A 16,097-nucleotide genomic window follows, 5' to 3' on the forward strand; every position below is an offset into this window, starting at 1 on the left:
TTTCCAAACGCCTTCGGGCTGGGCAACGGCAATACCCGGCCCGGTGGTTCCCGTACGCGCCATCGCGTCGCCCGGCGCGACGGCTCGCGCCGGGAGGGAACCGCGGCCCCGGGCGGACTCGTGTCCTGATACGGGTGCGAGGCGCCGGGCGCGGCTCGCCGAGGGGGAAGCCATGCAGATCGTCGAAGTGACCGGCTACGCGATCAGATCCGCCGTGATCACCATGCGGCGGAGGGGGACGCCACTTGAGTTCGTGATCTTCCCGATGCAGCATGTGGCGTCGCCGACGTTCTACTCCCAGGTACGCACCAGGCTCGGGCGATGCGACCTCATCGTCATCGAGGGAGTCCGGGGCAGGTCGGCCGGACTCAGTGCCCTCACCCTCGCGTACCGGTTCGCCCCGCGCCGGCGGCGCAACGGGTTGCAAGAGCAGCGCGAGGAACTGCTGCTTCCCGGGGACGTGCCGGTCATCCACCCGGATCTGACCGCCGCGGAGGCCATGGCGGACTTGAGGGAGCTGCCGCGGTGGCTGTACCTGCTGCTCATGGTCGCAGCTCCGGTGATGGGTCTGGTGTTCGCGCTGCGCGGTCCGGGCGCCTTCCTTGACGAGGACCTGGTGGTCGAAGACCTGCCGTCGACCCTGCGTGCCGAGATGCTGGCCGACCATCCTGTGGAGCACGCGCTGACCGACCGGCGCGACCAGCGGTTGCTCGACGCGCTCGGCGAGATCCACGCGGAGCGCGGCGACGAGCCGATCCGGGTGGCCGTCGTCTACGGAGCGGGCCACGTTCCGGCGATCGTGTCGGGGCTGGCGCACCGTTACGGGTATCGGCCGCATGAAGCGGAATGGCTCACCGTCCTCGTCCAGGCGTAGACGACCCGGCCGTGCCTTGCATCACGGGCGGTTGTTCCCCACCTCACGGCCGGCTGTTTTCCGCATCACGGGCGGCCGTTCCCCGCACCACGGACGGTTGTTTCCCGCACCACGGGCGGCTATTCCCCGCACCACGGGCGGCTGTTCCCCGCCTCACGAGGGCAACGGAGCGAGCATGCCCATCAGATGACCCTCCCGGTCGGTGACAGGGACCTCGTCGAGCTCCCAACTGCTCATCAGCCGCCTCGCCGCGTCCACCGTCGCGTCGGTCCCGACCGTGAGCGCAGGGCCGGCCTTCGCCGCGGCGGCCGGGGAGGGCATCACATCGTCGCCGGGCGGCGGCGTATCCGTTTCCGAGGCACTCCACACGCCGACGACACGCCCGTCGCCGGCCACCACGGGGACCGTCCTGACCTGCCACTCGTTCATCCGGCGCAGGACGTCACACTGCGGGCTGCCGGGGCCCACCGCGGTCACCGCCAGCACCATCATCTCCCCAGCGGTGACAGCTCGCTCCGCCATGCTCTCCTCCCACCCATCTCCCGGCGGACACACCGCTCAGGGAGCGAGCCCGGCCCGCGGCACGTCGGCCGGAGCCGCTCCCGGTTCTCCGGACGGCCCGGCCCACCGCGGCCGTACGGAAGGCGGCCCGCCTTGTCGAAGTCCCCGAACACCCCGAAGTCCCCGAACACCCAGGATCGGCCCGCCTCCCGGGGTTCGTCCACGGACCGCTCGGTCCCCGAAAGGGCCGTTCGGCTCATGCCTCCTGCCCAGGGACCCGCACACAGTTGGACTGAAGCCGACCGGCCGTACCCGCGTCCGCCGAGGGAGTGAGGACATGAAGCACCGGACGATCAGCGAGCTCATGACACGGAACGTTGTGAGCGTACGAACCGACACACCGTTCAAGGAGATCGCGCGCCTGCTCGCCGACCAGGACGTCAGCGCGGTCCCGGTGATCGACGCCGCCGGACGGCCGACGGGCGTGGTCTCCGAGGCGGACCTGCTGCGCAAGGAGGCCGACCGGCCGGACCCCGCCGACCAGCCCGGCCTCCTCGGCCGGACAGCGCCCTCGGCGGCGGGAGGCGGCAACGGGGCGAAGGCAGAAGCAGCCACGGCCGAAGAGGTCATGTCGTCTCCGCCACGGTGCGCGCGCCCGGAATGGACCGTGGTGGAGGCCGCCCGCCTGATGGCGGACGCGGAGGTCAAGCGCCTGCCGGTGGTGGACGAGACGGACCGTCTCGTCGGCATCGTCAGCCGCGGCGACCTGTTGCGTGTCTTCCTCCGGCAGGACAGCGCGCTCCAGTACGAGATCAAGCGCACCATTCTCTACGATCTGCTGCACCTCGGCCCGGGACAGATCGCGGTCGACGTCTCGGGAGGACAGGTGACCTTGCGCGGCAGCGTGGAGGACGAGAACCTGATCCCGGTCATCGAGCGCCTCTGCACGAGTGTCGACGGGGTCGTCACGGTCACCTGCCTCGTCCACGCGCCGGGCGCGGACGCTTCCAAAGCCACGGCGGGTGACACCGCACGCTAGATGGCGTGATGGCGACCTCCAGGGCCCCCGGTCCGCCCCCGGTGTGTTTTCCGTGGTCCCGCGAGGGGGCCCGATTCCAACTCGCCCGCCGGCCAGGCCCGATGGCCCGGCTCCGACGTGTGTTCGGGCTCCAACTGCCCGACCCGCTCCGGGACTCCCCGACCCGCTCCGCGCGGCTCGGCTCCGGGCGGGGCGAGTACGGCGTACTCACTCCTCCCGAGGGGGCACAACGATGACCGGACACCGGGCTTCGCGCAGAAGAGTCCGCACGGCGCCCCCGAGCCTCACGCCCGAAGGGCCCTTGTCGCCCTTGCGGCACACCACGACGGACAGCGCGTGATCACACGCGTGCAGCAGGTCCTCGACGGGCGTCGCGGACATGATCTCCCGTTCCACGTGGACATCGGGAAACCGCTCGCCCTCCCCGGCGAGTGCCTCGGAGAGGAGCCGCCGGGGTGCCGCGGGGCCCTCATGGCCTTTCGAGTGGCCCGTCAGGCGACCCGTCGGGCGACGTGTCGGGTCATTCGAGGCGTAGGCGTCCGACGCCTGGGTCAGCCAGAAGGCCTCCAGGCTCGCCGCCGCGAAGGAGGCCTGCTCGTAGGCCTCCGCGAGCGCGGACCGGGAGCTGCCGTCCGTGAGCCCGACCGCGACGAACCGGGGCTCCTGGGTGACGTGTTCGGGCGCGAGCACCACCGCTACCGGGCTTTCCGCGTGGGCGCACACGGGCAGCACCACCGAACCCGGACTCATGGCGCCCGCGACATGGCCGAGTCCGCGGGAGCCGAGCACGGTGCACCGGGCGGACGCCGACCTGCGGCACAGTTCCGGCGCGGGGAATCCGTCGACGAGCTCGGCGTCGACGCGGACCTCGCGGTCGAGTGCCCGGACGTATCCGACGGCGTTCTCGATCACGGCCGTGCCCTGCGCGGTACGGTGCCGGTGTTGCGGCTCCGTGTCCACGTGCTGCGTGTCGTGGCGGGGCGGCACCGCGAGGAGGAGACGCACGTCGAGCCCTTTTCGCCGCGCCTCCTCGACAGCCCAGATCAGGGGCAGCAGGTTCGACCGCGCCGGGTCGAGCCCGACGAGGACTTCGCGACGGTGCGACAGCTGTGTCATGTTCACTCCTCACGACCGGCCGCTCTCACACACCAGGCTGTCACCCGCGGTGTGTCCCTCCTCAGGGCCGGACCGGTCAGTCCCCGGGGCCACAGGTCCCGCCGCCGGGAAGGTCCCTCGCCGGGGTGTCCCGGTCCTCTCGGCCCACGGAACGGTACCCGTCGGGCCTCGGCAGCGAGGGCACCGACGACCACCCTGGAGCATCGGGGCACCACCTCGGTGCCAAGGAACCGGGCTTCCCCAGGGAGGTGTTGAGTGTGACCGAGCACGCGCGAGGGGACACGTACCGCGACCACGCGCCATCCGGGCGGCAGCGCAGCGACCTTGGGCGCAGGACGGCCGGCCGTCGCGAGCAACTCGGCCTCACCCGCGAGCAGGTGGCAGAACGGACCGGCTCGACCATCGGCTATGTGCGCTACATCGAGGAGCAAGCCGGGATGCCCGGGATCTCCTTCCTCCTGCGTCTGGCCGACGCTCTGGAGACGACGGTCCCGGCGCTCGCCGGCGCCGGCTGGCCACCCGGAAGGGCCACGGCATCGCGGCGGGCCGAATTGGTGGTTCTCTCCCAGCGGGAGTGCCGCACACTGCTGTCGACGCACGGAGTGGGACGTGTGTCCGTACACACCGGACAAGGGCCGGCGATCATCCCGGTGAACTACTTGTTCACCGGCGAGGTCCTCGCCTACAGAACCCGCCCCGCCGGCGCGGCCGACCTGCCAGAAGGCCAAGAGGTGGCCTTCGAGACGGACCACGTGGACGATGTGTGGCGCCAGGGCTGGAGTGTGAACGTCGCCGGCACGGCCCGACGGGTCGGCCGCTCCGAGGCGCGCTCCCTGGATGAACGCGCGTACACACTGCCCTGGGCCGGGGAGGGCCGGCGGCACTGGGTCTGCGTCGTACCGACCCGCATCACCGGACGCCGTGTCGAGATCACCTAGGAGTGTGTGAGCGCCACGGAGCACGCGGCGAAGGTGGGTGGCCCGTGCGAGCACGTGGTCACGTGGGCCCCAGAGCCGGTCCGGGACGAGGCCGCCGGCGCCCTGACCAGGGATTCCGATGACGTCGTCGTCCGGGCCGCCGCACACTGCCGTGCTGGAACCCGCACAGCGGTCTATCGTGAGAGCCGGACCGTAACGCGCCTGGCCTTCACACGGACGATCGTGAGTGGGTGCTCTGTGACCGGAGAGAACCACCGCAGCGGGGTTCCGGGGGGCCCTGGCCGGCGAAAAGAGGGCGGGAAGCAGGCACCGGCGGCGCCCGGCGGCGGAACAGGGCTGCTCGACGCGATGCTCACCGTCGGTAAAGGCCTTGAGCTCCCCCACGTCCTCCACCGCATCGTGGAGACGGCCGTGGACCTCGTGGACGCGGAGTACGGCGCCCTCGGCGTCATCGGCGAGAATCAGCAACTCACGCAGTTCATCACCGTGGGGCTGAGCGCGGACGAGTACGACGCGATCGGACGGCTCCCGACCGGGCACGGGCTGCTCGGGGAACTGATCCGCTACCCCCGCACCCTTCGGTTGAACGACCTGGCCCAGCACCCCTCGGCGTCGGGATTCCCGCCCAACCACCCGCCCATGCACTCCTTCCTCGGTGTGCCGATCAAAGTGAGGGACGAGGTCTACGGCAACCTCTATCTGACCGAGAAGCGGGGCAGGGGCGATTTCGAGGAGGAGGACGAGGCTCTCCTGGCAACGCTGGCGAACGCCGCGGGCACCGCCATCGAGAACGCCAGGCTTTACGAACAGAGCCGTTACCAGCGCAACTGGCTGGAAACCAACGCCGACATCGTGGCCGAACTCCTCTCGGGCTCGGACGACACGGATGTCCTGGCCCTGATGCTGGACCGGGCCCGCTCGATCCTCGACGCGGATCTCGGTGCCGTAGCCCTGCCGCTGCCCCACTCGGACGACCTGCATGTGCTTCTCGCCTCGGGTATCGCGGCCGAGGACCACCAGGGCCTGGTCCTGCCGAGGAAGGGCTCTTTCATGGGGAGCGCGATCGGTGCACGCGCCCCCCTCACCAGCACGGACGTCGAGCACGATCCCCGGGTCACGGCCGGTAGGGCGAGGTGGGCCGGGCTCGGGCCGGCCGTGGCGGTCCCCATGGGAAGCGGGGAGTGCCCCCGTGGAGTGATCATGCTCGCCCGGGCGGCACGCCATCCCGGCTTCACCCGGGTGGAGACGGAGCCGCTCATGGCGTTCGCGGGGCAGGCCGCGCTGGCGATGGAACTCGCCGAACGGCGGCGCGAGGCCGAGCAGATCACACTGCTGCGGGATCACGACCGCATCGCGAAGGATTTGCACGACCTCGCGATCCAGCGTCTGTTCGCGATCGGTATGACGGTCCAGAGCGCCATGCGCTTCGTCGATCACGAGGAGGCGACGGAGCGGCTGGGACGGTCCGTGGATGATCTCGACGAGACCATCAAGATCATCCGCTCGACCATCTTCGGGCTCCGGTCGCCCGACGCACGGCGCAGGACCGGCCTTCGGGCCCGTACGGCGGCCCTCGTCGAGAAGGCCGCCACGACCGTCGGATTCATGCCTGCCCTGCGTATGGAGGGGCTGATCGACACGGATGTGTCGGCTCGGGTCGCGGACAACGCCGTCGCGGTGCTGAGCGAGGCGCTCACCAATGTGGCCCGGCACGCGCACGCCTCCTCCGTGGAGTTGTCGCTGACCGTCCGGGCGGGGACGTTGACCCTCACGGTCAAGGACGACGGCATCGGCATGCGGCATCCGGAACACCGCAGCGGTCTGCGCAACATGGCCGACCGGGCGAACGAGCTGCACGGCCGCATGACGGTGGACACCGCGCCCGGAAAAGGCACCCGACTCGTATGGCGCGTTCCCGCGATGCGGGAGTGATCCGAGGTCCCCGCGCGCCCGCCGCCCGGCTCGTATGGCGCGTACCCGCGATGCCGGAGTGATCCGAGGTCCCCGCAAGCCCGCCGCCCGGCTCGTATGGCACGTTCCCGCCATGCAGGAGCGATCGGTCCCCGCGAGCCCGTCTCGGGGGTCCCCGCGGGCGCCCACCGCTTGAGTCAGGCCCGGTTGTCGGCCTGAGCGGCCAGTACGGCCGCCTGGATGCGTCGTTCCACGCCGAGCTTGGCCAGCAGCCGCGAGATGTTGTTCTTGACGGTCTTCTCCGAGAGGAAGAGCCGCTCACCGATCTGCGCGTTGGTCAGTCCCTCTCCGATGAGGTCCAGGATCTCCCGTTCCCTCGGTGTCAAGGACGCGAGCGCCTCCGGCTCCGCGTGGGTGTCCTCGCCCTCGCCGCGGAGGCTGCTCATGAGGCGCCCCGTGGTCGACGGGTCCAGCATGGACCTGCCGGAGGCGACGGTACGGACCGCGGACAGCAGCTCCGAGCCCTTGAGGTTCTTGAGCACATAGCCGGAGGCGCCGGCCATGATCGCGTCGAGGAGGGCGTCGTCGTCGTCGAACGAGGTCAGCATCAGGCAGGCGAGGGACGGCATCCTGGAGCGCAGCTCACGGCAGACCGTGACGCCGTCGCCGTCGGGCAGCCGTACGTCGAGTACGGCCACGTCCGGGCGCAGCGCGGGCCCCCGGGCGAGGGCCTGTTCCATCGTGGCCGCCTCCCCCACGACCTCGATGTCGTCCTCGGCGTCCAGCAGATCGCGAAGCCCCCTCCTGACCACCTCGTGGTCATCCAGCAGGAAGACACGAACAGGCCCCTTGGCCGCGGCACTCACATCCTGCTGTCCCATCATCGGCCTCCCGCCGGGAACACACGCCGCCCGAGTACACACGCACCCCACGCACCCCACCAGGGTGCTCCCGCGCTCGGCCCGCCGCCAGGGCCGTTCGGTCCCCTACAGGGGCGGAGGCAGGCACCTGCCTTCCGCCTGCCCGAGGCACCTGCCTTCCGCCTGTCGGACCCAAGCACCGCCAGCGGCCGTCCCGCCCCGTACGAGAAGCACGCTCCAGGCGCCTCGTGGGGCCCGTGCCGTGACGCTACGCGTGCGGCACGACCGCGACCGGGCACGCCGCGTGGTGCATGACCCCGTAGTCGACGGCCCCGAGGCGCGGGCCCGGCCCCCGAGTCCGTTCGCGACGGCCTATGACGCACAACGACGCGCCTCGGGCCGCATCGAGCAGTACCGGAGTCGCGTGCCCCGCTTCGGCGATCGGGCGCACGTGGATGTCGGGGTTCTTCCCCTGCCAAGGGCTGAGCGCGTCGAGCAGGCGCTGGTAACTCTCCGCGAACATGTCGGACGTCGTGGCGGCGTGGCTCTCACCTGGCGCCACGCCGTAGGGCGAGGGCACCGGGTAGGCGTGGACCACGGTCAGAGCGCTGCCCCGCACCCGTGCGGCTTCGAACGAGAACTCGAAAAGGGCGTCGGTGCGGTGGTCGAGATCGACGCCCAGCACCACGTCGCCTTCGTTCGGTCCCTCCGGGACGGGCTGGGCAGCGCGTACGAGGACCACGGGGCACCGTGCGGCGGCGACGACGCCCAGGGCCACAGACCCGACGAGGAACCCCGAGACGATGCCGGCCCCCCGGGACCCGAGCACCAGCAGAGCCGTCTCCTCGTCGGAGGACTCCAGCACCTCGGCGGCCGCCCCCGGCACCAGGTCCGCTTCCGGTTCCAGCTCGGGCTGCCGCGTCCTGACACGGGTCAGGGCCTCGTCGAGGAAATGGTTGCCCCAGGCCCGCTGGCTCTCCGCCGCCTGCCAGGACGCGTTCGGGGCGGGACCGTAGCCCCACGCGTGCAGGAGCCGGAGAGGCTGCTGCCGCGCGACTGCCTCGTCGGCGGCCCATTCGACGGCCGCGAGGCTCTCCGGCGATCCGTCGACGCCGACAACGATCGAACGCGCCATGGTCCGTCCACCTCCAGGTACTCACACTCGCTTGACGTCAAGCGTCCGGGGCGGGGGTCGAGCGGCGACAGGGCCGCCAGGGCCAGGGCCGGGGCCGGACGGCCCGGACAATCGGCGGCCGGGCGGTCCCGTGGCCGCGCTCAGCCGCCACCCGGCGGCCAACGGCGTGACCGGCCGGAGACGTCCCCGTACGGATGCCTCCGGACTCTTCCCGCGACCCTGCGACCCTGCGACCCCGCGACCCCGCGCTCATCGGGCCCCCGGGCTTCCGGACGCGTCATCGCGCCCCGTGCCCGCCGGTCTCGCCGCGGATTATCACGACGGGGCAGTCGGCGTGCTGGGCGCAGTGCTGCCCCACCGAACCGAGCAGCGCGCCCGCGAATCCACCATGGCCACGGCTGCCCACCACGAGCAGATCCGCCCCCTTGGCCGTGTCGATCAGCACTTGCGCGGCATTCCCGCACTGCACGGTCCTGCGGACCTCGACGGGCGCTCCCGGCCCCACCACGTCGTCGACGCTCTCGTTCAGGGTCTGCTCGGCCCATTCGGCGAACTGCCCGTTCGTCACTCCAGGGGTCCAGCCGGTGACCGGAAACTCCCAGGTGGTGACCGCGTCAACGGTCGCGCCGGTGGCCTCCGCCTGGGAAACCGCCCACCTCAGGGCTTCCTTCGACGAGTCCGAGCCGTCCACTCCGACGACAACACGATGTTCTTTCTGTACTGCGCTGTCCATGCTCCACCTCCAGGTTCCTCACCCCGAGGCTCGCAGCGACGACACCCGTGCGGCAGGGCCGGAGGGGACCGGACCGCGGGCTGATCAGACCCGGCCAAGGGTTTCCGAGGGTCGGTCCGGCCCGAAGAAAGGACCGATCGGCTCATGCGCCTCCTCGCGTATCGCGTCAGCCTGAAGTCATCCGCCCATCCACCCGCCCATCGGTCCACCCGACCACCCGTCCTGCCGTCCTGGACGCGGTGCCGTCGCGCCCCCTGCTGCTTCCCTCAGGGGATGAGGTACTTCCCTCAAGGGATGAGCACGGGGACGAGGCCGCTCATGGCAGCCGGGCGGTGAGGCACCCAGGGCTGAGAGGGAGAGAGATGGCTACCCCGCCCGTCGCCGGCGTGCGCGGCCTGGTCGCCGCCGCATCCATGGCACCGTCGATGCACAACGCTCAGCCGTGGCTCTTCGAGTTCGCGGCGGCCGACGGCCTCCTCGACCTGCGCGCCGACCCCGCACGCACGATGCCCGTCACGGACCCACGGGGCCGGGGCACGCGGCTGAGCTGCGGCGCCGCCCTGTTCACGCTCCGCGTGGCCGCCGCCTACTACGGCTGGCGGGCCGATCACGTACTGCTGCCCGAACCCGACGATCCCGGCCTTCTGGCACGGGTGTGCCTGACCCGCGCCCCTGGCCGCGCCTCCCCCGACGGCCGTCTCTTCCCCGCCATCGCGCGCCGCCGCACGAGTCGCGAGCCCTTCTCGGAACGCCCGGTCCCCGACGACCTGCGGCAGGCGCTCGTCGACGCGGCCGGGACGGAGGGAGCGCGCCTCCTCTTCCCCGATCCCTGGCACGTCGAATCGGTACTCGACCTTGTCGACGAAGCGGAGCAGAAGCAACATGCCGACCCGCGGGCCAGGGCCGAACTCGCGCGCTGGACGCGGCTGACGGAGAAGAGCCTGGCGGCACAGGACGGAGTGCCTTCGTACGCTCTCGGCCCCAGTCGCCGGTACGGCCGAGCCCCCGTACGCGACTTCGCCGACGGGGCGGCGGTGCCCGGACGTGGCAGGGCCGAATTCGAGCGTTTCCCGCAGATCGCCCTCCTCGGAACCAGCGGTGACAGCGCCCGCGACTGGCTTGTCGCCGGGCAGGCCCTCGGGCGGGTCCTCCTGGAGGCCACGTCACGGGGCCTGGCGACGTCTCTCACCTCGCAGGCGCTGGAATGGCGCGAGCTGCGCCGGTTCGCACGCGATCCCCGGTCCACCATGGGCGCGGTGCACATGGTCCTCCGCCTCGGTTACGGTCCCTCCGGACCTCCGACACCGCGCCGCCCGGTCGAGACCATCTTGACGGTCAGGGCGCGATAGGGACGTCCCCTCGGCGGCGGCGCGGCCCGCGGGCCCGCGCCCCCTCACATCCGGGATCTCAGCACGTCGACCTCGCAGCCCGGCGCGAAGGGGTCGAAGCCGTGCTCGATCAGCCAGCGGACCACCAGCAGGCTCCGCAACGACCACCACGCCTGGATCACGCCGACGTCGACGCCGGTGCCATAGCCGGCGAGGACATCATCAAGGTGTTGCTCGTGTCCGAGCGTGAAGGTGGCGAGGTCGTACAGGGCATCGCCCTGGCCCGCCTCCGACCAGTCGATGATGCCCGTGATCTCGGTGCCGTCGACGAATACGTGCGCGATCTGGAGGTCGCCGTGTGTGAACGCCGGAGTCCACGGCCGAAGTGCGGCCTCGGCGACACGGCGGTTGCGGGAGACCAGGTCAGCGGGCAGGAGGCCGTTCGTCAGCAGCAGCTCGCACTCGCCGTCGAGCTCCGCCCTCAGCGCGACGGCGCTCCGGCCCGCCCGGCCGGGCCGGGGCGGCGGCGGAGCGTCGTGCAGCTTCCGGATGGCGGCGCCCGCCGCGGCCCACGCCGCAGGTGACCCGGTCGACGGCCCGCCGAGGCGCCCGAGCGTCGTCCCCGGAAGTGCGGCGATCGCGAGCACGGGCGGCTTGCGCCACAGGAGCTCCGGGGTCGGGACCGGCGCGAGGGCCATCGCCTCGACCTCGGCGTCGACGCGCGCCTGATCGGCGTCCACCTTCAAGAACACGTCGCCGACGCGCAGGGTCGCACGCGCGGAATGGGCGACGACGACTTCGACCTCATCCATGGGCGACCAGTATCCGGGACGTGACCGCCGCCGTCGCCAGGTTCAGCGCGTGCCCTTACGCGGCCGGCCGCGTCCCGGGCGGGAGTGTTTCCGAGACATGGCGCCGGCGCAAGGGCCGACCCGCGGCACATGGCGTCGTCGCAGGTCCGGCCCGCGGCCCCGCACCGACGCCACTCCCTCGGAATTCCCTCGGAGTTGAACGACGGTTCGCGTAGGGTGCCCCGGTTGCCGAGGTGGAAGGCGGGTTACGGGCGTGGCACCCAGGAAAGTGACGCAGGACCAGCTGGCCGATGCAGCGCGGGCCGCGCTGGGCGGCGGGCGGCGGCTGGAGGCGGTCGAGCGGGTCGCGGGCGGGACCACGAAGGGCGTGTACCGGCTGACGATGGACGACGCCGAGACCGCGATCGCCTATCTGTGGGAGGACTCCGAGAACTACTGGCCGGTGACCGAGCATGACGGTGACCTCGCCGACCCGTTCTCGCCCGGCACCGGGCTCGACCTGTTCGAGGCGGCGCACGCGCGGCTGGAGGCGCTGGGCCTTCGGGTCCTTGAGGTTCACCTGATCGACCGTTACCGCGCCCACTGCCCGGCCGACCTCGCGATCGTCGAGGACGTGCCCGGCGGAGACCTGATGGACCTGCGCGTCCGCGACCCTCGGGCCGCGGAGCCGGTCATGCGGCGCCTCGCCGAGAGCCTGGCGACCCTGCGGGCGGCACCGGGCGCCGTCCTTCGGGAAGGTGGCCCGGATCGACGCGGGCGGCACGTCGCGGGCGGCCTCCTGCGAGCAGGCCGCACTCGCCTTCGCGCTGCGCTGCCTCACCGAGGCGGCCACCCGCGATCACAGGATCGCTGACGCCGCCGCCCAGTTGGAGGACCGGCTGCGCCAACTGACCGCGGCAGTACGGCCACGCGCCGAGTACAGCGTCGTCCACGGTGAACTGGGCCTGGACCACGTCATGGTCGACCGGGACGGCCGTCCCGTCGTGATCGACATCGAGAACCTGCTGTACTTCGACGTCGAGTGGGAGCACGCGTTCCTGCGCCTCCGCCACACCGAGGACCAGTACCGGCAACTGGCGGTGGACGCCCTCGACGAGGACCGCCTCGCCCTCTACAAACTCACCCAGCACCTGTCCCTGACAGCCGGCCCGCTGCGTCTGCTCGACGGAGACTTCCCCCACCGGCAATTCATGCGAGAGATCGCCGAGCACCACCTGAACGAGGCGCTGGCGACGGTTCCTCCTGCGTAAGGACGCGACCGGCGCCGCCGAACGGCCCGGACCGGCCACCGCGTTCGGAACGGCCCCGGGCCCGTAACCTGCGCCGGCCGTTGGCGCTCCCCCGGCCTGCGACGACGCGAGGCCCCCACGCCGCTGCCGCGCCCCAGCACGACAGGAGCACTTGACGGGCGCTTCAGGGGCTCCAAGGGCCGCCTTGCTTGGCCGAGTTCTGACCGCGGGCGCACCGTGCCGTCACGCATTACCAGGCTCCCGCGTGCCGGTCCCCCTGTCTGTGGCCTCGTGTCCGAACGGCACATTTACCGGTCGGCGTGACGTACAGCAGGGACGCGTAACAGGCAGTTGCAGCCAAGTGGACGTTGCCTGGCGGAGCAAGGTACAGCGCGCCGTCATGAGGCGAGATCCGCAGGGCTCCAGGGACGTGCTTCGTCCTCACACCGTGCTCTCGCGCGCCTTCGACATCCGCCGGTGTGTCGCCGATCAGTACCGCGTTCACCGCCGCGGCGGCGTCCAGAGTGGCTGCCGCCGCCGAGCAGTGCGGAGCCGCGTTCGCTCACTAAGAGCGCCCAGCCACGGCACAAGGCCGACGGACTCGGAACCTTCACTCGAAGAGACCGCGGCGGTGCCGTACTGTCCCGTGATGCCATGGGGAGCTCTGTTGGTGCGGGTGCCCCGCGTTTGGCAGTCAGGATGGCTGGACTTGGTCGAAGTGGGCGAGGGCCTCGGCCGGGTCTGGGCTCACGAGGCGTTCCAGGCCGGCCGTCGTGATCCTCGCCCACCCGCCGGCTCGTGCCCACATCTTTTCCTGGAAGGCGCGGACGGCTTTGTCCAGATCCCCAGGGCCGGCGGCGATGGACTCGGCGAGTTCGGCGCCTTCCATCATCGCGAGGTTCGCACCCGCCCCCAATGGGGGCATCAGATGGGCGGCGTCGCCCAGGAGCGTCACCCCGGGGACGTGGGTCCAGGTGTGGGACACGGGCAGGGCGTAGAAGGGGCGGTGGGCGAAAGCGGTGCCGTGGCGGAGGAGGTCGAGGAGGGGTGTGGCCCAGCCGTCGAACAGAGCCAGCAGGCTCGATCGCACAGCCTCGACGTCGGCCAGGTCCAGGTTGGTGTGCCAGTCCAGCGGTGCGCGGAACTTGGCGTACACCTTGACGTGGCCGCCGCTGTTGCGCTGGGCGACGAGGGAGCGGTTCACGCTGTAGACGGCCACGGAACCGTCGCCGACCAACCGGGCGAGGTCGGGGTGGCGGGTGTCGACGTCGTCGAGGGAGGTCTCGACGGAGGTGACGCCGGTGTAGTGCGGCGTCAATCCCCCGAAGGAGTGACCCGACCTGATCGAACGAGTTTGAGCGGCAACACCCCAGAGCCCGCACGGCCCGAGCCCAGCATGGGAACTCGTGTTCACGAAATGCCCTCCGGACGGACCGTTACGGGACCAGATCCACCGCGTTTTTAGAGCATCAGTGCCACACCGACGCTCAGACGGAGGACTCCATGTGCCCCACCCCCGCCCTCTTACCGCAGCCTCCCGGAATCGAACGGCGGCCCGGCGCGATCGCGCACAGCGTTGACGGCGCTCTCGCCTCAGAAGTCCCGGACATGGGGTGTGCGGCATGAGTGAGCCCACCGACGTATCAGCCGGCACCGTTCCGAGACCGCGAACCACCACTGCGCCGTCCTCCACCGCCCCCTCGGCGGCGGCCGGCGTGCCTGAGCCCGATCCCGAGCCGCAGATGCGGTACGTCGACCTGACCGGCAGCCGTGAGGCAGCCGGCCGCTCGATCCGGATGCGTGACATGGCCCGCCGCCTTCCGCAGTTGGTGCGCCGCTCACTCGCCCTCGCCTGGCGCGTCGACCGACGGGCGGCCCTCGGCCTCCTGCTGTGCCAGGCCGTCACCGGCGTGATGCAGGCACTGGGCCTGGTCGCCATCTCCGGCACCCTGACCGCCCTGCTGCGCGACGGAGGCGTCTATCACCGCCTCCTCCAGGCGTGGCCCTCGGTTGCCCTTCTCGCCGGGGCCGCCGGCGTGCGCGCGCTCCTCGGCATCACCGTCAACTGGCTGTCCTCCCGGCTGAGTCCGCTGATGTCCCGCGAGGCCGAGCAGATGCTGCTCGCCGGCTGCGCCGAGGTCGAGCTGTGCGCGTACGACGACCCCGATTTCAACCGCGACCGTGAAGCCGCCGACCGCGGCGCCCAGGTCACCGGCGACCTGATCAACGAGGGCCAGGACCTGATCGCCTCGGCCGCGGCCTTCCTCGCCGGGGCCATCGTCCTGGCCGGCGTGCACTGGGTCCTTCTCCCCCTCCTGATCGCCGCCAGCCTGCCCCAGGCCCTCGCCCAGGTCAGCGCCGCACGCGTCCGCTACCTCGCCAACCTCCGCAGCAACGGCGACAACCGGATGCTCTCGGTGCTGCGCTGGCACATCTACACCAAGGACGCCGCCGACCAGATCCGCGCCGGCACCATGGCCGACTTCCTCTCCGGCCGCTACCGGCACACCGTCGCCCGTATCAACCGCGAGGACCGGGCGGCAGCCGACCAGGGCGCCCGCATGTCCCTGGTCGGCGCGGTGTGCGGAGGGCTGGGGTCGGCGATCGTGTGGGCCGCGGTCGTGTGGCTGCTCGCCACCGGCCGCATCACCGTCGGACATGCGGGCACGGCCGTCTTCGCCCTGCAGACCGTCGGCATGTCGGTCCGCGGCCTGGTGGCCATCGGCGCCCGCGCCGTACGGACCGGGCTGTACATGGACGACTGGACCGGCTTCCTCGACAAGGCCGGCGGCTTCCGCATGCGCCGGGGTCCGCACTGCCCCGAGTCGCCGGAGACGATCGAAGTCAAGTCGGTCACGCACCGCTACGCCGGCAAGGACCGTGACGCGCTGTCCGGCGTCTCTCTCACCCTGCGGCGGGGCGAGGTCACCGCGCTGGTGGGCTTCAACGGCTCGGGCAAGTCGACGCTGTCGAAGCTGGTCAGCGGCCTCTACCTGCCCACCGACGGGCAAGTGCTGTGGGACGGCGTCCCCACCGGCGACGCCGACCCGCAGGCCCTGTGGAAGCAGGTCGCTCTTGTACCGCAGGACTACGCACACTGGCCGCTGACCGTGCGCGAGAACGTGACCCAGGGACAGCCCACCGCCCGCGGCGACGAAGCGGTCCGCGAAGCGTGCGAGGCAGCCGACGCCGACGAGGTCGTCGACAAGCTCGGTGCCGGCCTGGACACTCTCCTGGCCCGCGAGTGGCTCAACGGCGAGGAACTCAGCGGCGGCCAGTGGCAGCGCATCGCTCTGGCCAGGGCGTTCTTCCGCCCGGCCGGTCTGCTGGTCCTCGACGAGCCGACGGCCAACCTTGACCCCCGCGCCGAGCACCGCATCTTCCGGCGGCTGCGGACTCTCGCCCGGGACCGGGCGGTGCTGCTGGTGACCCACCGCATCACCAATGTCGCCATCGCCGATCGCATCGTGGTCCTCGACGAAGGCCGCATCGTCCAGGAGGGCACCTACGCCCAGCTCTCCCAACAGCAGGGGTTGTTCCAGCAGTTGCTGTCTTACCAGATCACGGCCGAGCCGGACAGCGACAAGCACGAGACCCCCGCGTGAGCCCCCACGACCCTCG

The 16,097-nt window shown here is 71.4% G+C and carries 12 protein-coding genes and 3 pseudogenes; 7 read left to right on the plus strand and 8 right to left on the minus strand.

Annotated elements, in window-relative coordinates; genetic code table 11:
- Positions 1-172: 172 nt before the first annotated feature.
- Positions 173-874 carry a hypothetical protein gene (locus tag LCE31_RS23060; RefSeq protein ID WP_225017123.1) on the plus strand — a complete coding sequence of 234 codons (702 nt, stop codon included), beginning with the start codon at positions 173-175 and terminating at the stop codon, positions 872-874.
- Between the two features lie 153 nt (positions 875-1,027).
- On the opposite strand, the gene LCE31_RS23065 is transcribed toward LCE31_RS23060, so the two are convergent.
- A complete protein-coding gene (locus tag LCE31_RS23065; protein WP_225017125.1) occupies positions 1,028-1,396 on the minus strand; it encodes a CBS domain-containing protein in 369 nt (122 codons plus the stop codon).
- A gap of 316 nt (positions 1,397-1,712) precedes the next feature.
- On the opposite strand from LCE31_RS23065, the gene LCE31_RS23070 reads away from it, so the two are divergent.
- Positions 1,713-2,414: a CBS domain-containing protein gene (locus LCE31_RS23070; protein WP_225017126.1), complete on the plus strand. Its 702-nt coding sequence runs from the start codon at positions 1,713-1,715 to the stop codon at positions 2,412-2,414.
- A gap of 207 nt (positions 2,415-2,621) precedes the next feature.
- On the opposite strand, the gene LCE31_RS23075 is transcribed toward LCE31_RS23070, so the two are convergent.
- Positions 2,622-3,530, minus strand: coding sequence for a universal stress protein (locus LCE31_RS23075; RefSeq protein ID WP_225017127.1), 909 nt, complete (start codon positions 3,528-3,530; stop codon positions 2,622-2,624).
- A 125-nt stretch (positions 3,531-3,655) separates the two neighbouring features.
- On the opposite strand from LCE31_RS23075, the gene LCE31_RS23080 reads away from it, so the two are divergent.
- The gene (locus LCE31_RS23080; RefSeq protein WP_308042293.1) at positions 3,656-4,468 is read left to right on the plus strand and encodes a helix-turn-helix domain-containing protein; all 813 of its coding nucleotides are present in this window, start codon (positions 3,656-3,658) and stop codon (positions 4,466-4,468) included.
- A gap of 237 nt (positions 4,469-4,705) precedes the next feature.
- Positions 4,706-6,400 carry a sensor histidine kinase gene (locus LCE31_RS23085; RefSeq protein ID WP_225017128.1) on the plus strand — a complete coding sequence of 565 codons (1,695 nt, stop codon included), beginning with the start codon at positions 4,706-4,708 and terminating at the stop codon, positions 6,398-6,400.
- Positions 6,401-6,576: 176 nt separating this feature from the next.
- On the opposite strand, the gene LCE31_RS23090 is transcribed toward LCE31_RS23085, so the two are convergent.
- The 3 genes from LCE31_RS23090 to LCE31_RS23100 all read right to left on the minus strand — a co-directional run bounded on the left by LCE31_RS23090 (position 6,577) and on the right by LCE31_RS23100 (position 9,107).
- Positions 6,577-7,263 carry a response regulator transcription factor gene (locus LCE31_RS23090; RefSeq protein WP_308042294.1) on the minus strand — a complete coding sequence of 229 codons (687 nt, stop codon included), beginning with the start codon at positions 7,261-7,263 and terminating at the stop codon, positions 6,577-6,579.
- Between the two features lie 244 nt (positions 7,264-7,507).
- A complete protein-coding gene (locus LCE31_RS23095; RefSeq protein ID WP_225017129.1) occupies positions 7,508-8,374 on the minus strand; it encodes a universal stress protein in 867 nt (288 codons plus the stop codon).
- 277 nt (positions 8,375-8,651) lie between these two features.
- Positions 8,652-9,107: a universal stress protein gene (locus LCE31_RS23100; protein ID WP_225017131.1), complete on the minus strand. Its 456-nt coding sequence runs from the start codon at positions 9,105-9,107 to the stop codon at positions 8,652-8,654.
- Between the two features lie 362 nt (positions 9,108-9,469).
- On the opposite strand from LCE31_RS23100, the gene LCE31_RS23105 reads away from it, so the two are divergent.
- Positions 9,470-10,456 (plus strand): Acg family FMN-binding oxidoreductase, encoded by a 987-nt coding sequence (locus LCE31_RS23105; RefSeq protein ID WP_225017133.1) that lies wholly within the window; start codon positions 9,470-9,472, stop codon positions 10,454-10,456.
- Positions 10,457-10,500: 44 nt separating this feature from the next.
- On the opposite strand, the gene LCE31_RS23110 is transcribed toward LCE31_RS23105, so the two are convergent.
- Positions 10,501-11,247 (minus strand): phosphotransferase family protein, encoded by a 747-nt coding sequence (locus LCE31_RS23110; protein WP_225017135.1) that lies wholly within the window; start codon positions 11,245-11,247, stop codon positions 10,501-10,503.
- 268 nt (positions 11,248-11,515) lie between these two features.
- On the opposite strand from LCE31_RS23110, the pseudogene LCE31_RS23115 reads away from it, so the two are divergent.
- Positions 11,516-12,497: pseudogene (locus LCE31_RS23115) on the plus strand (phosphotransferase family protein).
- Between the two features lie 229 nt (positions 12,498-12,726).
- On the opposite strand, the pseudogene LCE31_RS41310 reads toward LCE31_RS23115, so the two are convergent.
- Both LCE31_RS41310 and LCE31_RS23120 read right to left on the minus strand, forming a co-directional pair.
- A pseudogene (locus tag LCE31_RS41310) lies at positions 12,727-13,002 on the minus strand (hypothetical protein); the annotation flags it as partial.
- Positions 13,003-13,170: 168 nt separating this feature from the next.
- Positions 13,171-13,794 (minus strand): annotated as a pseudogene (locus LCE31_RS23120) (FAD-dependent oxidoreductase); the annotation flags it as partial.
- A gap of 424 nt (positions 13,795-14,218) precedes the next feature.
- Here LCE31_RS23120 and LCE31_RS23125 point away from each other — a divergent pair.
- Positions 14,219-16,081 (plus strand): ABC transporter ATP-binding protein, encoded by a 1,863-nt coding sequence (locus LCE31_RS23125; protein WP_225017141.1) that lies wholly within the window; start codon positions 14,219-14,221, stop codon positions 16,079-16,081.
- Positions 16,082-16,097 lie beyond the last annotated feature (16 nt).

This window comes from Streptomyces sp. 8L (assembly GCF_020176795.1).
GTDB lineage: Bacteria > Actinomycetota > Actinomycetes > Streptomycetales > Streptomycetaceae > Streptomyces.